The organism is Selenomonas ruminantium subsp. lactilytica TAM6421, from assembly GCF_000284095.1.
Classification (GTDB): Bacteria; Bacillota; Negativicutes; order Selenomonadales; family Selenomonadaceae; genus Selenomonas_A; species Selenomonas_A lactilytica.
Genome location: NC_017068.1, coordinates 198,164 through 215,948, shown reverse-complemented (window position 1 = coordinate 215,948; position 17,785 = coordinate 198,164). Strand labels below are relative to the sequence as shown.

Genomic DNA, 17,785 nt, shown 5'->3' with positions numbered 1-17,785 from the left:
CAACACCTTCTATTTTCTCACATCCCGCTGAAATTGCAAGAAAAAACTCGAATATGTTATACTGTCTATGTAAATCCGTAAATCAGCCATAAAGGGGAATATATAATGATAAAAAAATTTTTCATCGGCATCGGTATCCTGCTGATGCTCACCGGTATCTTCGGCCTGTCCTATACCTACCATATCGACCACCGCACGGCTGAAAGCCTGTCTGCCTATTGCCGCATCGACTTCCAAAGCTCCCATACCGTCGAAGGCAAGCTGGAAGGCGCCGTGCTGACCATCTGGGACTGGCGCTATGACAGTGCCAAACTCAAGAACGAAGCCATCCTCTACACCGACGGCGACGCCTGGGAAATGAAAGCCGCCACCAAGCAGACACCACCTCCTCACGCCAGCCGCGACCACGCCTGGCAGAACGAAAACAAACTCTTCGTCGAACTCCCCCGCGCCAGCCTCCCGGCCATCCGCAAAGCCGAAACCGTCCGCTTCCGCTTCTACTACGACAACGGACAGACCATCGACCTGCCCCTCAATGCACCGGATTTGGAGTATTGGAAGAGGCAGGTCCAATAACTGCTGCTATTATTGATAGTCCGGCGGGGCCGGGTGGATCTTGCCCCGACTGCGCTAAGACGGCAGGCTAAACCGCTTTTTTGCCTTGATTCAGCGGGAACGGCTTAAACTCACTTCGTTCAAACAAAAGCCTTTTCCCGCTGATTTCAATGTAGGCAAAAAAGCGGTTCTTTACGCCTGCCGCCCTACGCTCCGCTGGGGCAAAATCCCCCCGGCCCCGCCTCCTTTGTCTGTAGGCATTGCCTGTCTCACATCGGCCTAATCAGCGGGCATTACCTGCCCCCAAAAGCTGCGATTCATCCAACTAGCGCCAGCGGCGGTGCTTGCCTAAGCGGAGCGTAGAAGTTGTGCGTAAAGAAACGGCTCTCTTGCCAAACCTTGATTCCCTGTATAAAAGTCTACTGTCTGAGCGCAGCGAGTTTTGACTTTTATACAGGATCAATTAAAGGCAAGAGAGCCGTTTTAGCACAACTTCTCAGCGCAGCGTGGCAAGCACCGCCACTGGCGGCGTACCGCGAACAAAAGCCATGGTAACTAATTATTCAAGCTCCGGAGCAATCTGATTATTCTTGGCGAACAATTCGCTGCCGCATGTCTTAGCCACCAATACGGCCAAGGTCATCAAGGCGATGGCCAGCACCAGCTGCAGCCCATCCACCATCAGGGTGAAGTCACCGCTGCCGATCTTACCAGCAATCCCCACCACACTCATAACCAACGCACTCATGGTCACGAGGAACATGAAGGTCATGGGCACATAGAGCATCCAGCCCTTGCGCCCCGTGCTCTTGAGGAACAAAGCCAGCGAGATCAGCACCAGCGCCGACAACAGCTGATTGGCAGCACCGAACAGCGGCCAGATATTCATATAACCGGCCAGGCAAAGCGCATAAGCCAGGATCAGCGTCACCGCCGTGGAAACGTATTTATCCATCAGGATTTTGGCCACACTGTCGGCTTCTGCCCCTTCACTGGGAGCCACCAGCTCCTGCAGGGACATGCGGCCGATGCGGGCCACGGAATCGATTGTCGTCATGGCCAAAGCCGACACACACATGGTGATCACACAGGCCGAAACGGCAGCGGGCAGGCCGAACATCTGGAAGAAGCCGCCGATGGCCCCGGCAAAGATCTGGAACGGCGTGCCGGAAGGCAGCGTGCCATTGGAAGCCGCCGCACAGGCGATAACGAGAGCCACAACCCCCAGCAGGGATTCTACCAGCATAGCACCATAGCCCACCGGCAGCATATCGCGCTCATTGGCGATAGCCTTGGAGGAAGTACCGGAGGAAACCAGGCTATGGAAGCCGGATACCGCACCGCAGGCAATGGTGATGAAGAGAATCGGGAACAGGGACTGTCCCTTGACCGTGAACCCTACGAAAGCCGGCATATTGATGACGGGATTGGCCACCAGCACGCCAACCACACCGCCGAAAACCATGCCCAAAAGCAGGAAGGAAGACAGATAATCCCGGGGTTCCATCAGCAGCCACATGGGCAGAACCGAAGCGATGAAGCAATAAGCAAAGGTCACATAGCGCCAGCTATGGGCATCCAGATACAGGGGGAACTGCATCCCCACGGCGAACATGGCCACAACCAGCACCACAGCCACCAGGAACTTCACCAGACCGGAAGGCTGCACCTTGCTGATGAAGAAGCCAAAGCCCATGGCCACCACAATATAAAGCATGGAGATCGTCGCAGCCTGTGCCCCCGGCACATTCTCCGTGCCATCCTTCATGAAGCCGTTGAAGGTATTGGCCAGGATATCCGCAAAGGCCGCCAGCACCAACAAGGTGAAGAGCCAGCAGAACAACAGGAACAGGCGGCGCCCCGTGCGCCCCACATAATGCTCAATCAGCATGCCCATGCTCTTGCCCTGATTTTTCACCGAAGCGTAGAGCGCCGTGAAATCCTGTACCGCACCGAAGAAGATGCCGCCCACCAGCAGCCAGAGCATGGCCGGCGCCCAGCCGAACATCGCCGCGATGATCGGGCCGGTCACAGGGCCTGCTCCGGTGATGGAGGAAAACTGATGCGCAAACACCGTGAACCGGGAAGCCGGTGCAAAATCACCGCCATCCTCAAACTCCACAGCCGGCGTCTTCGCCTTGGGATCGATGCCCCAAGTTTTCACCAACCAGCGCCCATACAAAAAATAGGCCGCCACGAATGCAACCATGGCAAAGCCCACTAAGGTTAAACCATTCATCCTAAAACCCTCTTTCAAAATAATGCCGATAGCAAAAGTCCGCGAAAATAATAAAAGTGTTATTATGATGGACTTTTGTTTGACCATCATAATAACACTTTGCAAAGTACGTGTCAACTTGTAAACTTTAAATTTTACATCTGTTTCACCGGAACAGGGCCACGGGACAGGGCAATGGAGCCTGTACGGGCAATCTCGATGATCTCATACTCCGAGAGCACCTCAATGATGCCGTCGATCTTGCTCTGCTGACCGGTCAGCTCAATGACCACATTTTCCTGGCTCACATCGACGATATTGGCCCGGAAGATATTGACGATATCGATAAGTTCCGCACGGTTGCTCTTGTCGGCCCGCACCTTGATCATCACCAGCTCCCGTTCGATGGAATCCACTTCCGACAGGTTCACGATCTTGATGACGTCAATGAGCTTGCCCAGCTGGGTTACCACCTGATCCAGCTCATTCTTGGACTCTACGGACACCACGATATTGATGCGGGTGACTTCCGGTTCCTCGGTATAACCGGCGGAAATGCTTTCGATATTGAAGGCCCGGCGGCTGATCAGGCCGGAAACATGGGTGAGAACACCGGGTTTATTGTCAACTAATACAGCGAGTAAATATTTTTTCATCATTTCTTGCTACCTCCCAGCACCATCTGGTCAAGCCGCTTGCCGCCCGGTACCATGGGCAGGACATCTTCTTCCTCCGGAATCAGCACATCGATAAGGGCCGGGCCCTGCTCTGCCATGATCTTGGGCAGCACGGTATCCAGCTCCTCTTTCTTCGTCAGGCGATAGCCCTTGAGCCCCATGGCCTCCGCCAGCTTGACGAAATCCGTCTTGCCCTTGAGCTCCGACTGGGAATAGTGATGGTTGTAGAAGAGGCGCTGCCACTGCCCCACCATGCCCAAAATACAGTTATGGACGATCACGACCTTCACATCGATATCGTTGTCGGCAATGGTGGCAAATTCCTGACAGTTCATCATGATGCTGCCGTCACCGGTGAACAATACCACCTTGCTGTCCGGCGCACCGACTTTAGCCCCCATGGCAGCGGGCAGGCCATAGCCCATGGTGCCCTGACCGCCGGAGGTCAGGAAATGGCGGGGCTTGTATACGTCGAAGAACTGAGCCGCCCACATCTGATGCTGGCCTACGTCCGTCACCGCAATGGTATCCTTGTCGGAAAGCTCGCTGATCCTTTTGATCAAAGCACCGGGCTTGATAACATCCCCATTTTCCACATAGCTGAAGGGATGTTCTTCATGCATCTTGATGACTTCGTCCTTCCAGCCCTTGAACTTCTCCGCAAATTTTTCCTTGGTCGCGGAAAGTTTCTTATTGAAGCGGGGCAGTGTCCAGCGCAGATCCCCCAGCACCTTGAGGTCTGCCGTGACATTCTTGTTGATTTCCGCCCGATCCAGCTCGAAATGGATGATCTTCGCCTTGGGAGCAAAGCCGTCCACACGCCCCGTCACGCGGTCGCTGAAGCGCATGCCGATGCAGAGCAGCAGGTCGCATTTCTGGATGGCCATATTGGCGGCATAGGAACCATGCATGCCGGCAAATCCCAAAAAGCCCTCCGTATCCGCAGGCACAGTGCCTAAGCCCAGCAGGGTGGAGGTCACCGGCACGCCCAGCTTCTTGGCCAGCTTCTGCACCTCCGCCGCCGTATTGGAGCTCACGATGCCGCCGCCGGCGAAAATCAGCGGCCGTTCCGCCTTCTGCACGGCTTCCACTGCTGCGGCAATCTCCTTGTCATTGCCATCATAAACACCGCTATAGCCCCGCAGATTGACCGTTTCCGGATATTCATAGTCGATTTTCGCATCGAACACATCCTTGGCAACATCGATGACCACCGGCCCTTTGCGCCCCGTATTGGCGATGAAGAAAGCCTCTTTGAGCACCCGCGGCAGCTCCTTGACATCCTTGACCAGATAGTTGTGTTTGGTGATGGGCGTGGTGATGCCGAAGATATCGGCCTCCTGGAAGGAGTCCTTGCCGATATAGGGATTAGCTACCTGCCCCGTGATGCACACGAGGGGCACAGAATCCGTGCAGGCCGTGGCAATGCCCGTGATGAGATTGGTAGCACCGGGGCCGGAGGTGGCGAAGACCACGCCGACTTTCCCCGTAGCCCGGGCATAACCGTCTGCCGCATGGATAGCCCCCTGCTCATGTCTTGTCAGAATATGCGGAAATTTCATCTTATAAACCGCATCGTAAAGCGTCAGCACCGCTCCACCGGGGTAGCCGAACACTACGTCCACACCCTCTTTTTTCAGGCTTTCCAATACTGCCTGAGCTCCATTCATCATCAAATCAAGCCCTCCCCTTATATGCTTCAGGTAGTTTACAATCAACCGTTATTCACAAGTAATATTATACACCATTTGTATACAATGTTACAACATGTGAATACAAAACTAATTTCGACAAGAAAATAAAAAAATCCTTGCAATTCTGCCGCAAAAAGGATAAAATATTACAGTATGTCAATGTACATAAAGATTGTGAAATGAATCCATTCAGCATCAACCGAGGGGATTTTCCCCTGCATGTCTGGATTTCACTACAGTAAGTCGGATTGTTCCGGAGGTGAATCAACATGGCAGTACCAAAGAGAAAAATGTCCAAGGCCCGCCGCGATCAGCGCCGTGCTAACTGGAAACTGGAAGCACCGGGCTTCGTAGCTTGCCCGCAGTGCCACGAACCGAAGATGCCTCATCACGTATGCCCTGAATGCGGCTACTATGACGGCAAAGAAGTCGTTGCCGCTGCTGAATAAGCAAAATAAAAATCGGCCATCGCTCAGCGATGGCCGATTTTTTTTATTTGTCTTTAAAAACCTGCAACATTGCGCCAGATGCCGAAAATCAGGAAATACACCACCAGCACATAACCGATCTTTTCCGGGAAATGAGCACGTTTTCCGTCCTTCACCCAGCGATAGGCATCATAACACCACCAGAAGATGAACAGCGGCAAAACCAGCAATATGGCAGGATTCGCCTGCCAGGCTCCCTGTATATCCCCTTTAAGCAGGGCCAGCACCAGATGGGTGACACCGCAGCCGGGGCATTTATAGCCCGTCAGCAAACGGAAGATACAAGGAATCCCCCGGCCCAGCCAACCGATCAGCAGCAGATAAGCAAAGCCCAGGGCAGCCAGACCAGCCAGCTGCCCGGCCAGCTTTCCTGCGCGCTGACGCTGCGCTGAGGAACCGGGGGAATAGACCTGCAGACTTTTCTTAAGCCTGTGCACCTTCATCATAAGCGATGATATCATTGATGCTGTCCTGCATCAGGGCCTCACTCACAAGGCCCAGGCAGAAGACAGCCAGCAGCAGGTAGATGATCGGGCAGTTGTTGTCAAAGCGCATGCCGCGTTTTTCCTTGGCGATATTCACCGTCACGCCCATCTTATAGTACCAGTAGATGCTGTAGATACCGCAGGTGATGAACGTATATACCAGCACCATGCCGCCGCTGGCCGTAGTCTGTTCCCCGGCCAGCTCATGCAGCTCATCCGTCAGCTTGTAGAGCCAGTACAAGGCATAGATACCGCAGGTAACAAAGCTCAAAATGATAGCCTTGGCAATACTTCTTTTTTCAATCCCCATATTCATCAGATAACATCCCTTTCATTTTGTAAACAATCAATTAATCCATTCAACGATTTCTGCATAAATCCTAACGATAAAAACGGTGGGAAACATTGCATACAAAAGATAATAGCCGAGAACACCACCAGCAGACGCGGACTGTCCTCAGGCTGCCGCCGACAGGCCAAAGCCACCATGACCACCACCATGATGATTCCCATGAACAGGGAACTCAGCGATTCACCGGCCAGCTGACCGAAAGCCTCAAACACTTCTTCGTCAGCCAGGACGTCATCCAACGCCAGCAAAATTGCCCCTAAAACAGCTGTAAACAAGCCCCAAAAGCCCACTGACGTCACCACTGCCAGGATTGTGGAAATAATGTAATTCTCCTTGCTGGCGCCATCAGGCTCCATACCGTTTTCTTCCCGCAGCTGCCCCAGCACATCACTGTTGACGTACAGCCAGTAGAACGTATACAGGCCGCAGGTCAAAAACGTGTACAGGACCAGCGTGCTGCCCTCCGCAGTTGCAGACTCACCGCGGAGGCGCTTCAGATCTTCATTCATCTGGTACATCCAGTAGATGCCATAAAGGCCACAGGTAATGATGGTCAGCACCAGACGCATGATCGTATTTCTTTTTTCCATAAGTCCTCAGCTTTCATCAATGGGCGAGGATCTCATTGGCCACATGTTCCGCATTGGTACCAATAACCACCTGCACCGCATTACCCGTGGCAAAAGCCCCCCGGACGCCATTGATTTTCTTGATGCGCTCCATGTCCATCTTATTGACATCCTTCACCGTGCAACGCAGGCGCGTAGCGCAATTGGAAAGTTCTTCGATATTCTCCTTGCCGCCCAAAGCTGCCAGCACCTGTTCAGACAAATCGCTCATGGTCGCAGGCTCACTGCTCACCGGCAGATCCTCATCATAACGGCCGATGGTCGGGATATCGAAATGACGGATAGCCCAGCTGAAAATGCCGTAATAGAGCACGAACACGCCCACACCGATGACCAGGATCATCTCTGGCTTCGTGGCCAGGCCCCAGTCGATCACATAGTCGATGAAACCGGCGGAGAAGCCGAAACCATCCAGAACCCCCAGCGAATAAGTCACCGCCAGGCAGAGACCGGTCAGGATTGCATGTACCGCATAGAGCGCCGGAGCCAGGAACATGAACATGAATTCAATGGGTTCCGTGATGCCCGTCAGGAAAGCCGTGAAAGCCACCGACGCCAGCATGCCGCCGATCTTTGCCCGGTTCTCAGGCTTGGCTGCATGATACATGGCCAGTGCCACAGCCGGCATACCAAACATCATCATGGGGAAGAAGCCGGCCATGAACATGCCCGCCGTCGGGTCCCCGGCAAAGAAGCGATTGAGATCGCCCGTTGCCACTGCCCCCGTCACGGGGTTCGTGTATTCACCAAAAACGAACCAGATAAAGCTGTTGAGGATATGATGGAGCCCCACCGGAATCAACAGACGGTTGAGGACACCATAGACAAAAGTTCCCAGTGCCCCTGCGCCGATGATCCATTCACCCACAGCATGGATGAACGCCTGGCACGGCCCCCAGATCACACCGAAGATAGCCGCCAGCACGATGGACACGGCTGCCGTCACGATCAGCACGAAACGGCGCCCGCCGAAGAAACCCAGATATTCCGGTAATTTTACTTTATGATAACGATTGTAGAGCACACCGGCTTCGATACCGCTGACGATACCAGCAAGCACGCTCATATTGAGGGTTTCATCGATGGTCTTGAGCGCCGAGGTCAGGATCAGATAACCGATAGCGCCGGCCAGACCTGCCGCACCATTGTTATCCTTGGCCAAACCTACGCCAATACCAATGGAAAAGATGAGTGCCAGATTATCAAAGACCGCTCCACCGGCCTTGGTGATAAAGGGGATGTTCAGGACATCCGGGGCACCCAAACGCAAAAGCAGCGCTGCCGCAGGCAGGACTGCAATCGGCAGCATCAAGGCTTTGCCGATGCTTTGCAGCTTGGTAAACCAGTTCTTCATAGAATTCACTCCTTTAAAATTAATAAGCGAGACAGCATATTGTACTGTCTCGCTTATTTTAGCATAATAATCTAAATCTTACAATCTAGGTCATATGCCAGGGAGAATAGGGAAATTAGAAGAAGAACTCTACACGGCCGAAGAGCTTCTCAGCATCTTTGCCGCCGGTGATTTCTTCACCGTTGAAATACTTCAGCGTAGCAACCGTGTTCTTAGCCAGCGTGTAGTTGGTGCCAACTTCCCAGCCCTTGGTACCGCTCATAGCACCATCATAGGACGGATCGAGAGCTGCGTTCTGGCCGAGGTAACGATAAGCGGTGTACATGCCCCAAGTGCCCTTATTTTCCTTCTGAGCACCTTTGTAGGACAGCTGTACAGAGCCGGCTTTCTTCTCGTTGTCAGCCTTAGCATTTTCTGCATAAGTACCGCCTAAGCCAATGTTCTTGTCGAACTGATAGCTGCCGTTAACAGCCCAGATCTGTGCATTATCGCTAGTTTTTCCATTGCGATACTTCGTTACTTCTCTGAAAGCATCGCTGTTGAGATTATGATAAGCTGCGCCCAGAGAGAGTTTGTTCTTATCATACTGCAGACCTACGCTCTGCATATTAGCCGTCTTATCATTTGCAGCTTCAGCGCCCTTGCTGATAGCATCATTGGCACTGTCTTTCAGGTTCCAACGGCCAGCCTGCAGAGTCAGCTTCAGATCCTTACCCGTGGTGATGGCTGCACCGGAGATCTCATCATCGAAGAGCAGGTCGCTGTTGAGCTGCATCGGGAGCTTACCAAGTTTGATATTGGTATTGCCATACTGGCCTTCAGCCCAGATGCGCTTCAAGGACACATTCGTATTATGGTCTTCATCGCTGCTATCCGTGGCCAGGTTCGTGGAAGCATCCAAACGAGCCTTTACATGCCAATGATCATTGACCTCAGCCGTCGGTTCGAGACGGAACAGCAGATCATTGTCATTGGATTTCTTTTCGCCTTCATGACGTTCGCTGGTATAAGTATAACGAGCTTCGCCGTTCCATTTTACCTTATCGGCATTGCGTTCGAGGTTGCTTACGCGTACGCCCAGGGTGTTGAGTTCTTCAGCGAATTCAGCAGCCAGTTTGTCAACGAGAGCCTTATCTGCACCAGAAGTGTTCTTAGCCATAGCTTTTGCTACCATCTGGGCCATTTCGTAACGAGTGATGTTGCGATTGCCCTTGAAGGTGTTGTCGCCATAACCTTCGATAACGCCATCAGCAGCCAGCTGGGTTACAGCATCATAGGCCCAATGATCAGCAGGAACATCGCTGAACGGGTTCGTAGCAGCAAAGGTAGTGGATGCAGCGCCAATAACCATTGCAGTGGTTACAGCAGTAATGATTGACTTTTTCATGATTATCTCCTCCGTTCGTGAGATAGAAATAAATTAATCGTTCCCGGAGGCAAGTGTCCATGTTTCCTTGTCCCTTGGGATGATTTAATTATATTACTTGACTAGCTCAAATACAATTAAAGGACGGTTAAATTTCAATTAAACTTTCATTAGAAAATTTCCAGAGTCAACCAAAACAAGAAAAAATGACCGGTCAAGCTGACCGGTCATCTGTGTTGTTGCTATTAAATTAGAAGAAGAACTGTACGCGACCGAAGAGGATCTTTTCTTTTATTTTATCAGAGCCATTATACTTAGGGCTAATAATCTTGGAATCACCATAGCGGGCTGTAGCAACTACGTTCTTGAACAGCGTGTAGTTAGCACCAATCTCCCAGCCTTTGAAGCCCGGCAGGATAGCATCATAGGTGCTCTTTACAATAGCAGCCCCGCCTAAATGACGATAAGCCACCCATGCACCCCAGGTGCCCTTATTTTCCTTCTGCGCACCCTTATAGTTCAACTCAATGCTGCCAGCCTTCTTTTCGCCATTGCTAAAGCCTTCATCCTGCTGAAGATCTTTATTATCAAAGTTATAGAAGGCCTTCACACCTAAATTCTTATCGAACTTATACGCAGCTTTTAAACCAAAGATATTAGCCGTTCTGCCATCAATCACCCAAGCGGCATCTTCACTATTAATGCGATGCCAATAAATCGCACCGCTAAGGGATTTCGCCTTAGCTTCAACACCTAAGTACTGATAATTCGCCGTATCAGGATAAGAAGCCCAAGGACCATACCAAGAACTATTCTTCAAAGGTGTGCTGCTTAAACGGCCAGCACCCAAGATGCCCTTTACTTTCTTGCCCACAGCAACTTCAGCACCGGAGAATTCCGTATCAGCAAAAGTGTCATTGTTGTAAGAAGCGAATTTACCAAGTTTTACCTGGAAGTTATTATAGTTGCCCTGTGCCCATACACGTGCCAACGTGACCTTATCTTTATCTTCCTTGGAACCAGCCCCCTTATCAGACTGCATATTCGTGCTGGCATCCAAACGTGCCTTTACCGACCAATGATTGTTAACCTCAGCAGAGGGTTCAAGACGGAACAAAACCGTATCTGAGTTTGTCTTATATTTCTCTACATGTTTACCAGCCCACCCCGTCCAATTATCGGTCAAACGATCGCTGACATAGGTATAGCGAGCTTCGCCCGTCCATTTTACCTTATCAGCATTGCGTTCGAGGTTGCTTACGCGTACACCGAGGTTGTTGAGTTCTTCAGCGAATTCTGCTGCGAGCTTGTCAACCAGAGCTTTGTCAGCACCAGAGGTATTCTTGGCCATAGCCTTGGCTACCATCTGAGCCATTTCATAACGAGTGATGTTGCGGTTGCCCTTGAAGGTGCTGTCGCCATAACCTTCGATAACACCATCAGCGGCTAGCTGACTTACGGCATCATATGCCCAATGGTCAGCCGGTACATCGGAGAACGGATTGCTGGCAGCAAACGTCGTGCTGGCAGCACCTACGACCAAAGCCGTAGTCAAAGCGGATACCAGAGTCTTTTTCATAAGAAACTCCTCCTCAAAAAGATTAAAATTAACCTTCCCGAGAGCCACTTGCGGAGTGTCCATGTTTCCTCACGCTTGCTTATGCCCTCGATTAATGCTATTTTACCAAAGTCTTAAAATTTTTGCAATATTTTATCAATATTTGACTGAGAAAATTTTCTTTGCACAAAAAAGGCCTCAACTCCTGCGGAGTGAGGCCCTTTCAAGACTATGCTATTGAATTAGAAGAAATAGCTTACACGAGCGTAAAGCGTTTCAGCCTTCTTGTCGTGGTTGTCGAACTGCTTGCCGTTGAAGTAGCTTACCGTAGTCAGCACGTTCTTCATCGGAATGTAGCTGGCACCGAAATCCCAGCCCTTTTCATTAAGATGTGCTACATGAGCCGTATCATAGGTCGGAGCCAGGGATACGTTGGCACCCAGGTGACGGTATGCAACATAAGCACCCCAGCTGCCCTTGTTGGCTTTGTTGGCACCCTTGTAGTCCAGTTCTACATTGCCGGACTTCTTGTAGTAGTCAGCCTTGGTGTTCTGAGCATAGGAACCCAGCAGGGCAATATTCTTGTTGAAGGCATACTTGCCGCCTACAGACCAGATATTTGCATCGTCCACATCTGCATGCTTGCTGTAATTGTTGGTTTTGAAGATTTCGCTGTCAAAATGACGATAACCTACGCCACCGGAAACCTTGCCTTTAGCATAGTTGAGCTGAACAGCCTGATAGCTGGCAGCATCATCCACCTGTGCCTTACGAGCATTATATGCCGGAGTATCTTTAACATAAGGATTAGCATTTACATAGCCATTAGCATCAGCACCGGCATTCCAACGGCCAGCTTCCAGAACGACCTTCAAATCCTTACCAGCAGTTACCTGCGCACCGGAGAAGAAGTCATCCATTACAAGACCTTCATCATTAGCGGAATACAGAGGCATCTTACCCAGTTTCACGTTGAAGTTCTTGTAATCGCCATCAGCGTAAACGAAGGTCATCTTCATGTCGCCCGTGTTGTCCTTGTCCATGTTCATGGAACCAGTCAGACGACCTTTGACCTTCCAATGTTCATTGACTTCAGCCGTGGGGAACAGACGGAGCTGCAACTGATCGGTATTCGTTTTGGCCTTGCTGCCATCAGCCTGTTCATCGCGATAGCTCCAATAACGGTAGCGAGCTTCACCCGTCCATTTCACCATGTCAGCATTCTTTTCCAGATTGCTTACACGTACGCCCAGGTTGTTGAGTTCTTCTGCGAACTCAGCAGCCAGCTTGTCGAGCATAGCCTTGTCAGCACCGCTGGTATTCTTGGTCATAGCCTTGGCTACCATCTGAGCCATTTCATAACGGGTGATGTTGCGGTTGCCCTTGAAGGTATTGTCGCCATAACCTTCGATAACACCATCAGCAGCCAGCTGGCTTACAGCGTCATAAGCCCAGTGGTCAGCGGGAACATCAGAGAACGGATTGCTGGCAGCAAACGTCGTGCTGGCAGCACCAACTACGAGCGCCGTAGTCAAAGCAGAAACGAGAGTCTTCTTCATCAAGAAACTCCTCCTCAATAAAAAGTATTCTTTATCCTCTGCTCATAGACATACTCTTAGAGTTTCCATGTTTCCTCTCAGAAATTTCTAATCACAGTAGACACAATGACCATTATAACAAAACGGTTTACATTAAGCAATATAAACTTTTTATAAACTTGTAAATCTACAAAATCAGCCAAAAGAAAAACCGCTCTCTTACGAGAGCGGCTTTCGATGTCCCTTATGCGGACCTTCCGTGCGCCACAGGGGACCAGCCCATGGCGCTGACACACACATGCGTCTTTTAACCTAAAATTATTATAGCACAACCTTAACGAAAATGCTATAATAATTTCGCTGTGCACCTCCAGCGGAAAGGAGGGACATACACATGCGTAATGCTTTTAACCTTTGCCGCGAATTCCTACTTGCTGTTGCAGCAAGTATCGTGGCTAACCTCATTTGTCACTGGCTGATAAGGTAGTACAGCATCAGTCTTAACCTCAAGCAACGACCAGCTGCGAGGGAGAAGAGCCGTTCCATTTGGAGCGGCTCTTCGCACATTTAGAATGCCGGTACAACGGCACCTTTATATTTCTCCGTGATGAAGTCCTTGACTTCCTTGCTCTGCAGAGCCTTGACCAACGCCTTGATTTCCGGGCGGTTCTCGTCGCCTTCACGCACGGCGATGATGTTCACATAAGGAGACGTGCTGTCTTCCATAAAGAGCGCATCCTTCGTCGGCACGAGGTTGACCTGCATTGCATAGTTGGTGTTGATGACAGCTGCATCCACATCGTCCAGCGTACGGGGAACCTGAGCGGCTTCTACTTCCTGGAACTTGAAGTTATGCGGATTGCCCGTCACATCCTGCACCGTGGCTTTTTCCTTCACGCCGTCTTTCAACGTGATCAGGCCAGCCTTCTGCAACAGCAGCAGGGCACGGCCGCCATTGGTAGGATCGTTGGGGATGGCGATGGAAGCGCCGTCCTTGAGTTCCTTGAGGTCTTTGACCTTCTTGGAGTATACCCCCATGGGCTCGATATGCACACCAAAGGCATTTTTCAGTTTGACTTCCTTATGTTCTTCCATGAAGTTCACCAGATACGGTTCATGCTGGAAGAAGTTGGCGTCCAGTTCCTTGTCGTTGAGGGCCAGGTTCGGCTGCACATAATCGTTGAATTCCACGATTTCCAGCTTGATGCCGTCCTTTTCCAGCAGCGGCTTCACCACTTCAAGGATTTCGGCATGGGGAACAGCCGTTGCGCCTACCTTCAAGGTCTTGGCGTCCGTTTTTGCGCCCTGCTGCTCACCGCCACAGCCGGCAAAGGCCATAGCCGCAATCAGCAGTGTGCCGATAAGTGCTAATACTTTTTTCATAGGGATACCTCCTTATAAATAAGAAATTATTTCTTGTCCAGGCGCTTCGCGATGGTGTTACCCACAAACTGAACCGCCTGTACCAGGACAATCAGAATGATAACCGTGGCAATCATCACTTCCGGACGGAAACGCTGATAACCATAGCGGATGGCCAAATCACCCAAACCGCCGCCACCAATGGCACCGGCCATGGCCGACTCACCCACGAGGCTGATGACCACCGTGGTCAGCTGGGCCACAATGCTGGGCATGGATTCCGGCAGCAGCACCCGGCTGATGATCTGAACGGGCGTGGCCCCCATGGAAAGGGCCGCCTCAATCAGCCCATAGGGCACTTCCTTGAGGCTGGTCTCCACCTGCCGCCCGATAAAGGGAACGGAGGCGATGACCAGCGGCACCATGGCCGCCGTCGTGCCGATGGCCGAACCCACCAGCAGACGGGTGAAGGGGATAATGGCCACCATCAGGATAATGAAAGGAATGGAACGAATGGCATTGACCACTGTCCCAATTACTTTATTCAGGGTTGGTGACTCCAAAATCTGCCCCTTATCCGTAGCATAGAGCAACACCCCCAAGGGGATGCCTAAGGCAGAGGCGATGGCCATGGAAACGGCCACCATATAGACAGTTTCCCCCAACGCCTTAGTCAGCAGAGGAATCATGTCGTTTGACATAACCGATCACCTCCTCCTTGAGCTCCCGGCTCTTGAGATAGTCAAGAGCCGCCTGCACCTGTTCCTTGCCTCCCCGCAGGCCGATAATCATGCGGCCAAAGGGGGTGGACTTGATATGGTCAAGATTGCCGAACAGCAGCGTAGTCTCAACTTCCGGGAAGCGGCGGATCATATCCGCAATCACCGGATCATCTGCCGACTCGCCGATAAAGGTCAGCCGCAGCAGGAGATAAGCATCCTCCGCCGGTTCCGGGGAAATCTCCCCGCCGCGGAAAGCCGCTGGCAGATCATTGGAAAGCAAAACGCTGATAAATTCCTTCGTAATCGGCTGCTGGGGATTGGTGAACACTTCCAGCACCGTTCCCTGCTCGGCGATAACGCCTTTGTCGATAACGGCCACTTTGTCGCAGATATCCTTGATGACCTGCATCTCATGGGTTATAACCACCACGGTCAATTGCAGTTTCTTATTGATATCGCGGATCAGCTCCAAAATCGCCTTGGTCGTCTGCGGGTCGAGCGCCGAAGTCGCCTCATCGCAGAGCAGCACTTTCGGCTCGCTGGCCAAAGCCCGGGCAATGCCCACACGCTGCTTCTGCCCGCCGGAAAGCTGGGACGGATACTGATCCGCCTTTGCCTCCAGACCAACCAGCTTCAGCAGCGGCTCCACTTTTTCCCGGATGTCCTTGTCAGCCTTCCCCGCCAGCTTCAGCGGGAAGGCGATGTTATCATAGACCGTGGCCGAAGACAGCAGGTTGAAATGCTGGAAGATCATGCCGATGTCCTTGCGCGCCTCGCGCAGCTCACTGTCCGAAAGCGCCGTCATATCGCGCCCGTCAACCACTACGGAACCGCCCGTAGGCCGTTCCAGCATATTGATGCACCGCACCAGCGTAGACTTGCCCGCACCGGACAAGCCGATAATGCCAAAGATCTCCCCCTTGGCAATCTCTAAATCAATGCCCTTGAGTGCCGGCACCGGCCCCGCCGGGCTGTCATAAGTCTTCTCAACTTTGGAAAACCTTATCATAAGGCATTCCTCCAATCTAAAAATAACGTTCCACCTCATCCGTCAGCCCTACGGGCTGCCACCTTCCCCTCAAGGGGAAGGCTTGGCTTGAGGCGCATCAGCTTGTTATAATTTACTTGCTAAAGAACAAGGCATAGTACCCATTGACAAAGATAATGAGCACAATCAATGGCAGAATATACGTTACATAAAACCGAATCCATTTCGGGAACGCCATACCTTTGCCGGTATCGGCTTCCTTGATGAAATTATCCCAGCCCCAGCCATAGCGGCTCGTACAGAAAGCCATATAGACAAGGCTGCCCAGAGGCAGGATGTTATTAGACACCAGGAAATCCTCCAGATCCAGCACGCCCGAGCCTTCGCCCAGCGGCTGAATCCAGCTCCACTCATTGAAGCCCAGCACACAGGGCAGGGACAGCAGGATCACCACAGGGATGCCCGCGCAGATGATCTTCCGCCGATCGATCCGCAGCAGATCGAAGAAGCAGACCACGAGATTTTCAAACACGGCAATAACCGTGGACATGGCCGCAAAGGTCATGAACAGGAAGAACAACGTTCCCCAAAGTCGCCCAAAGGGCATGGCATTGAAAACATTCGGCAATGTCACGAACAAAAGGTTCGGCCCACTGGATGGGCTGACACCATAGCTGAAGCATGCTGGGAAAATGATCAACCCCGCCATAATGGCCACGAACGTATCCAAAATGATGATCCAGATAGCCTCACCGGTCAGCCGCTTGCTCTTGCCGATATAGGAACCGAACACCGCCAGTGAGCCCATGCCGATGGAAAGCGTGAAAAAGGCCTGTCCCATCGCCGCAAAGATGACTTCCTTCAGGCCATGCTCCATAAGTCGGCCAAAATTCGGATAAAGGTAGTATTTCAGACCTTCACCAGCCCCGGGCAGCAGCACCGAGTTGATGCCCAGGATGATCATAAGCCCCAACAGACAGGTCATCATGAACTTCGTGATGCGCTCCACCCCGGCTTCCACGCCCAGATAGCAGACGCCGCCGCACAGCAGTACGATGGTCATCATATAGGCGCCCATGGTAACAGGATCCTGCAGCAAACCGCCAAAAGCCGCGCCGATACCTGCGGCATCCAAGCCCTCAAAAGCCCCGGTTGCGGTTTTATACAGATAATAAAGCATCCAGCCCGCTACGGTGGTATAGAACATCATCAGGATCATATTACCGCCGATGGCCGTATATTTATGCCAGTGCCACTTCGTTCCCTTCGGCTCCAACACATCAAAGGACATAGCCGCACTGCGGATACTGGCCCGCCCTACGGCAAACTCCGCCACCATGATAGGCAAACCTAAGATAGCCAAGAAAATCAAATAAATCAGTACAAAAGACGCTCCGCCATACTGCCCGGTAATATAAGGAAAACGCCACACATTACCTAAGCCAATGGCACATCCCGCCGACACGAGAATAAACCCCAAACGGGTAGAGAATCCACTTCTTTCCAAACTTAAATACACCTTCCCTCCGGAACCGGCTTCCTAAATGCCAGCCCCTCAATAAAAAAATTCGCTCGATGCGGAAAACGATAGATAATCACTAATCTATCTTACCGCAAAGAGCGAATTTTGTCCAGCAGTATAGGACATATTATTACATATTAACTGTACAATTGTACATCTTTTGTCATGCGTTATCCCGGCGCCCAAGGATGGGCGCCCGCGGACGTAAATCACGTGATGTGATTTCAGTCCGCAAGTTTCTTTTCGGTTCCTTTTCTTAGCCAAAGAAAAGGAACAA

16 protein-coding genes are annotated in these 17,785 nt (G+C 51.6%); 2 read left to right on the top strand and 14 right to left on the bottom strand.

Features of this window, described 5'->3' with window-relative positions:
• Positions 1 to 105: 105 nt before the first annotated feature.
• Positions 106 to 576: a hypothetical protein gene (locus SELR_RS01025; protein ID WP_014423337.1), complete on the top strand. Its 471-nt coding sequence runs from the start codon at positions 106 to 108 to the stop codon at positions 574 to 576.
• A 538-nt stretch (positions 577 to 1,114) separates the two neighbouring features.
• Here SELR_RS01025 and SELR_RS01020 read toward each other — a convergent pair.
• The 3 genes from SELR_RS01020 to ilvB form a co-directional block, all read right to left on the bottom strand.
• Complete coding sequence (locus SELR_RS01020) at positions 1,115 to 2,794, bottom strand: carbon starvation CstA family protein (protein ID WP_014423336.1); 1,680 nt, start codon at positions 2,792 to 2,794, stop codon at positions 1,115 to 1,117.
• Between the two features lie 134 nt (positions 2,795 to 2,928).
• Positions 2,929 to 3,429 (bottom strand): acetolactate synthase small subunit, encoded by a 501-nt coding sequence (gene ilvN, locus SELR_RS01015; protein ID WP_041914485.1) that lies wholly within the window; start codon positions 3,427 to 3,429, stop codon positions 2,929 to 2,931.
• Positions 3,429 to 5,120 carry a biosynthetic-type acetolactate synthase large subunit gene (ilvB, locus tag SELR_RS01010; RefSeq protein ID WP_041914484.1) on the bottom strand — a complete coding sequence of 564 codons (1,692 nt, stop codon included), beginning with the start codon at positions 5,118 to 5,120 and terminating at the stop codon, positions 3,429 to 3,431. Before ilvB ends, ilvN begins: the two co-directional genes overlap by 1 nt.
• 293 nt (positions 5,121 to 5,413) lie before the next feature.
• Between ilvB and rpmF the strand changes: the two genes are divergently transcribed.
• Positions 5,414 to 5,593: a 50S ribosomal protein L32 gene (gene rpmF / locus SELR_RS01005; protein WP_014423332.1), complete on the top strand. Its 180-nt coding sequence runs from the start codon at positions 5,414 to 5,416 to the stop codon at positions 5,591 to 5,593.
• A 53-nt stretch (positions 5,594 to 5,646) separates the two neighbouring features.
• Here the strand turns inward: rpmF and SELR_RS01000 are convergent, their stop codons facing one another.
• The 11 genes from SELR_RS01000 to SELR_RS00950 form a co-directional block, all read right to left on the bottom strand.
• Entirely contained in the window at positions 5,647 to 6,093 is a 447-nt protein-coding gene (locus SELR_RS01000) for a DUF2752 domain-containing protein (RefSeq protein ID WP_014423331.1), read from the bottom strand.
• Positions 6,056 to 6,433 (bottom strand): DUF4234 domain-containing protein, encoded by a 378-nt coding sequence (locus SELR_RS00995; RefSeq protein WP_014423330.1) that lies wholly within the window; start codon positions 6,431 to 6,433, stop codon positions 6,056 to 6,058. Before SELR_RS00995 ends, SELR_RS01000 begins: the two co-directional genes overlap by 38 nt.
• Positions 6,433 to 7,059 carry a DUF4234 domain-containing protein gene (locus SELR_RS17570; RefSeq protein ID WP_014423329.1) on the bottom strand — a complete coding sequence of 209 codons (627 nt, stop codon included), beginning with the start codon at positions 7,057 to 7,059 and terminating at the stop codon, positions 6,433 to 6,435. Before SELR_RS17570 ends, SELR_RS00995 begins: the two co-directional genes overlap by 1 nt.
• Positions 7,060 to 7,075: 16 nt before the next feature.
• Positions 7,076 to 8,452 (bottom strand): N-acetylglucosamine-specific PTS transporter subunit IIBC, encoded by a 1,377-nt coding sequence (nagE, locus tag SELR_RS00985; RefSeq protein ID WP_014423328.1) that lies wholly within the window; start codon positions 8,450 to 8,452, stop codon positions 7,076 to 7,078.
• Between the two features lie 115 nt (positions 8,453 to 8,567).
• Positions 8,568 to 9,839, bottom strand: coding sequence for a putative porin (locus SELR_RS00980; protein WP_014423327.1), 1,272 nt, complete (start codon positions 9,837 to 9,839; stop codon positions 8,568 to 8,570).
• A 229-nt stretch (positions 9,840 to 10,068) separates the two neighbouring features.
• Positions 10,069 to 11,397 carry a putative porin gene (locus SELR_RS00975; RefSeq protein WP_014423326.1) on the bottom strand — a complete coding sequence of 443 codons (1,329 nt, stop codon included), beginning with the start codon at positions 11,395 to 11,397 and terminating at the stop codon, positions 10,069 to 10,071.
• Positions 11,398 to 11,618: 221 nt separating this feature from the next.
• On the bottom strand, positions 11,619 to 12,935 hold the full coding sequence (locus SELR_RS00970; RefSeq protein ID WP_014423325.1) for an S-layer homology domain-containing protein: 1,317 nt from the start codon (positions 12,933 to 12,935) through the stop codon (positions 11,619 to 11,621).
• A 546-nt stretch (positions 12,936 to 13,481) separates the two neighbouring features.
• Positions 13,482 to 14,297 (bottom strand): MetQ/NlpA family ABC transporter substrate-binding protein, encoded by an 816-nt coding sequence (locus tag SELR_RS00965; protein WP_014423324.1) that lies wholly within the window; start codon positions 14,295 to 14,297, stop codon positions 13,482 to 13,484.
• Positions 14,298 to 14,323: 26 nt separating this feature from the next.
• The gene (locus SELR_RS00960; RefSeq protein WP_014423323.1) at positions 14,324 to 14,977 is read right to left on the bottom strand and encodes a methionine ABC transporter permease; all 654 of its coding nucleotides are present in this window, start codon (positions 14,975 to 14,977) and stop codon (positions 14,324 to 14,326) included.
• Positions 14,946 to 16,007: a methionine ABC transporter ATP-binding protein gene (locus tag SELR_RS00955; protein WP_014423322.1), complete on the bottom strand. Its 1,062-nt coding sequence runs from the start codon at positions 16,005 to 16,007 to the stop codon at positions 14,946 to 14,948. Before SELR_RS00955 ends, SELR_RS00960 begins: the two co-directional genes overlap by 32 nt.
• Before the next feature lie 112 nt (positions 16,008 to 16,119).
• Complete coding sequence (locus SELR_RS00950) at positions 16,120 to 17,493, bottom strand: sodium-dependent transporter (RefSeq protein ID WP_041914213.1); 1,374 nt, start codon at positions 17,491 to 17,493, stop codon at positions 16,120 to 16,122.
• Positions 17,494 to 17,785: the final 292 nt, after the last annotated feature.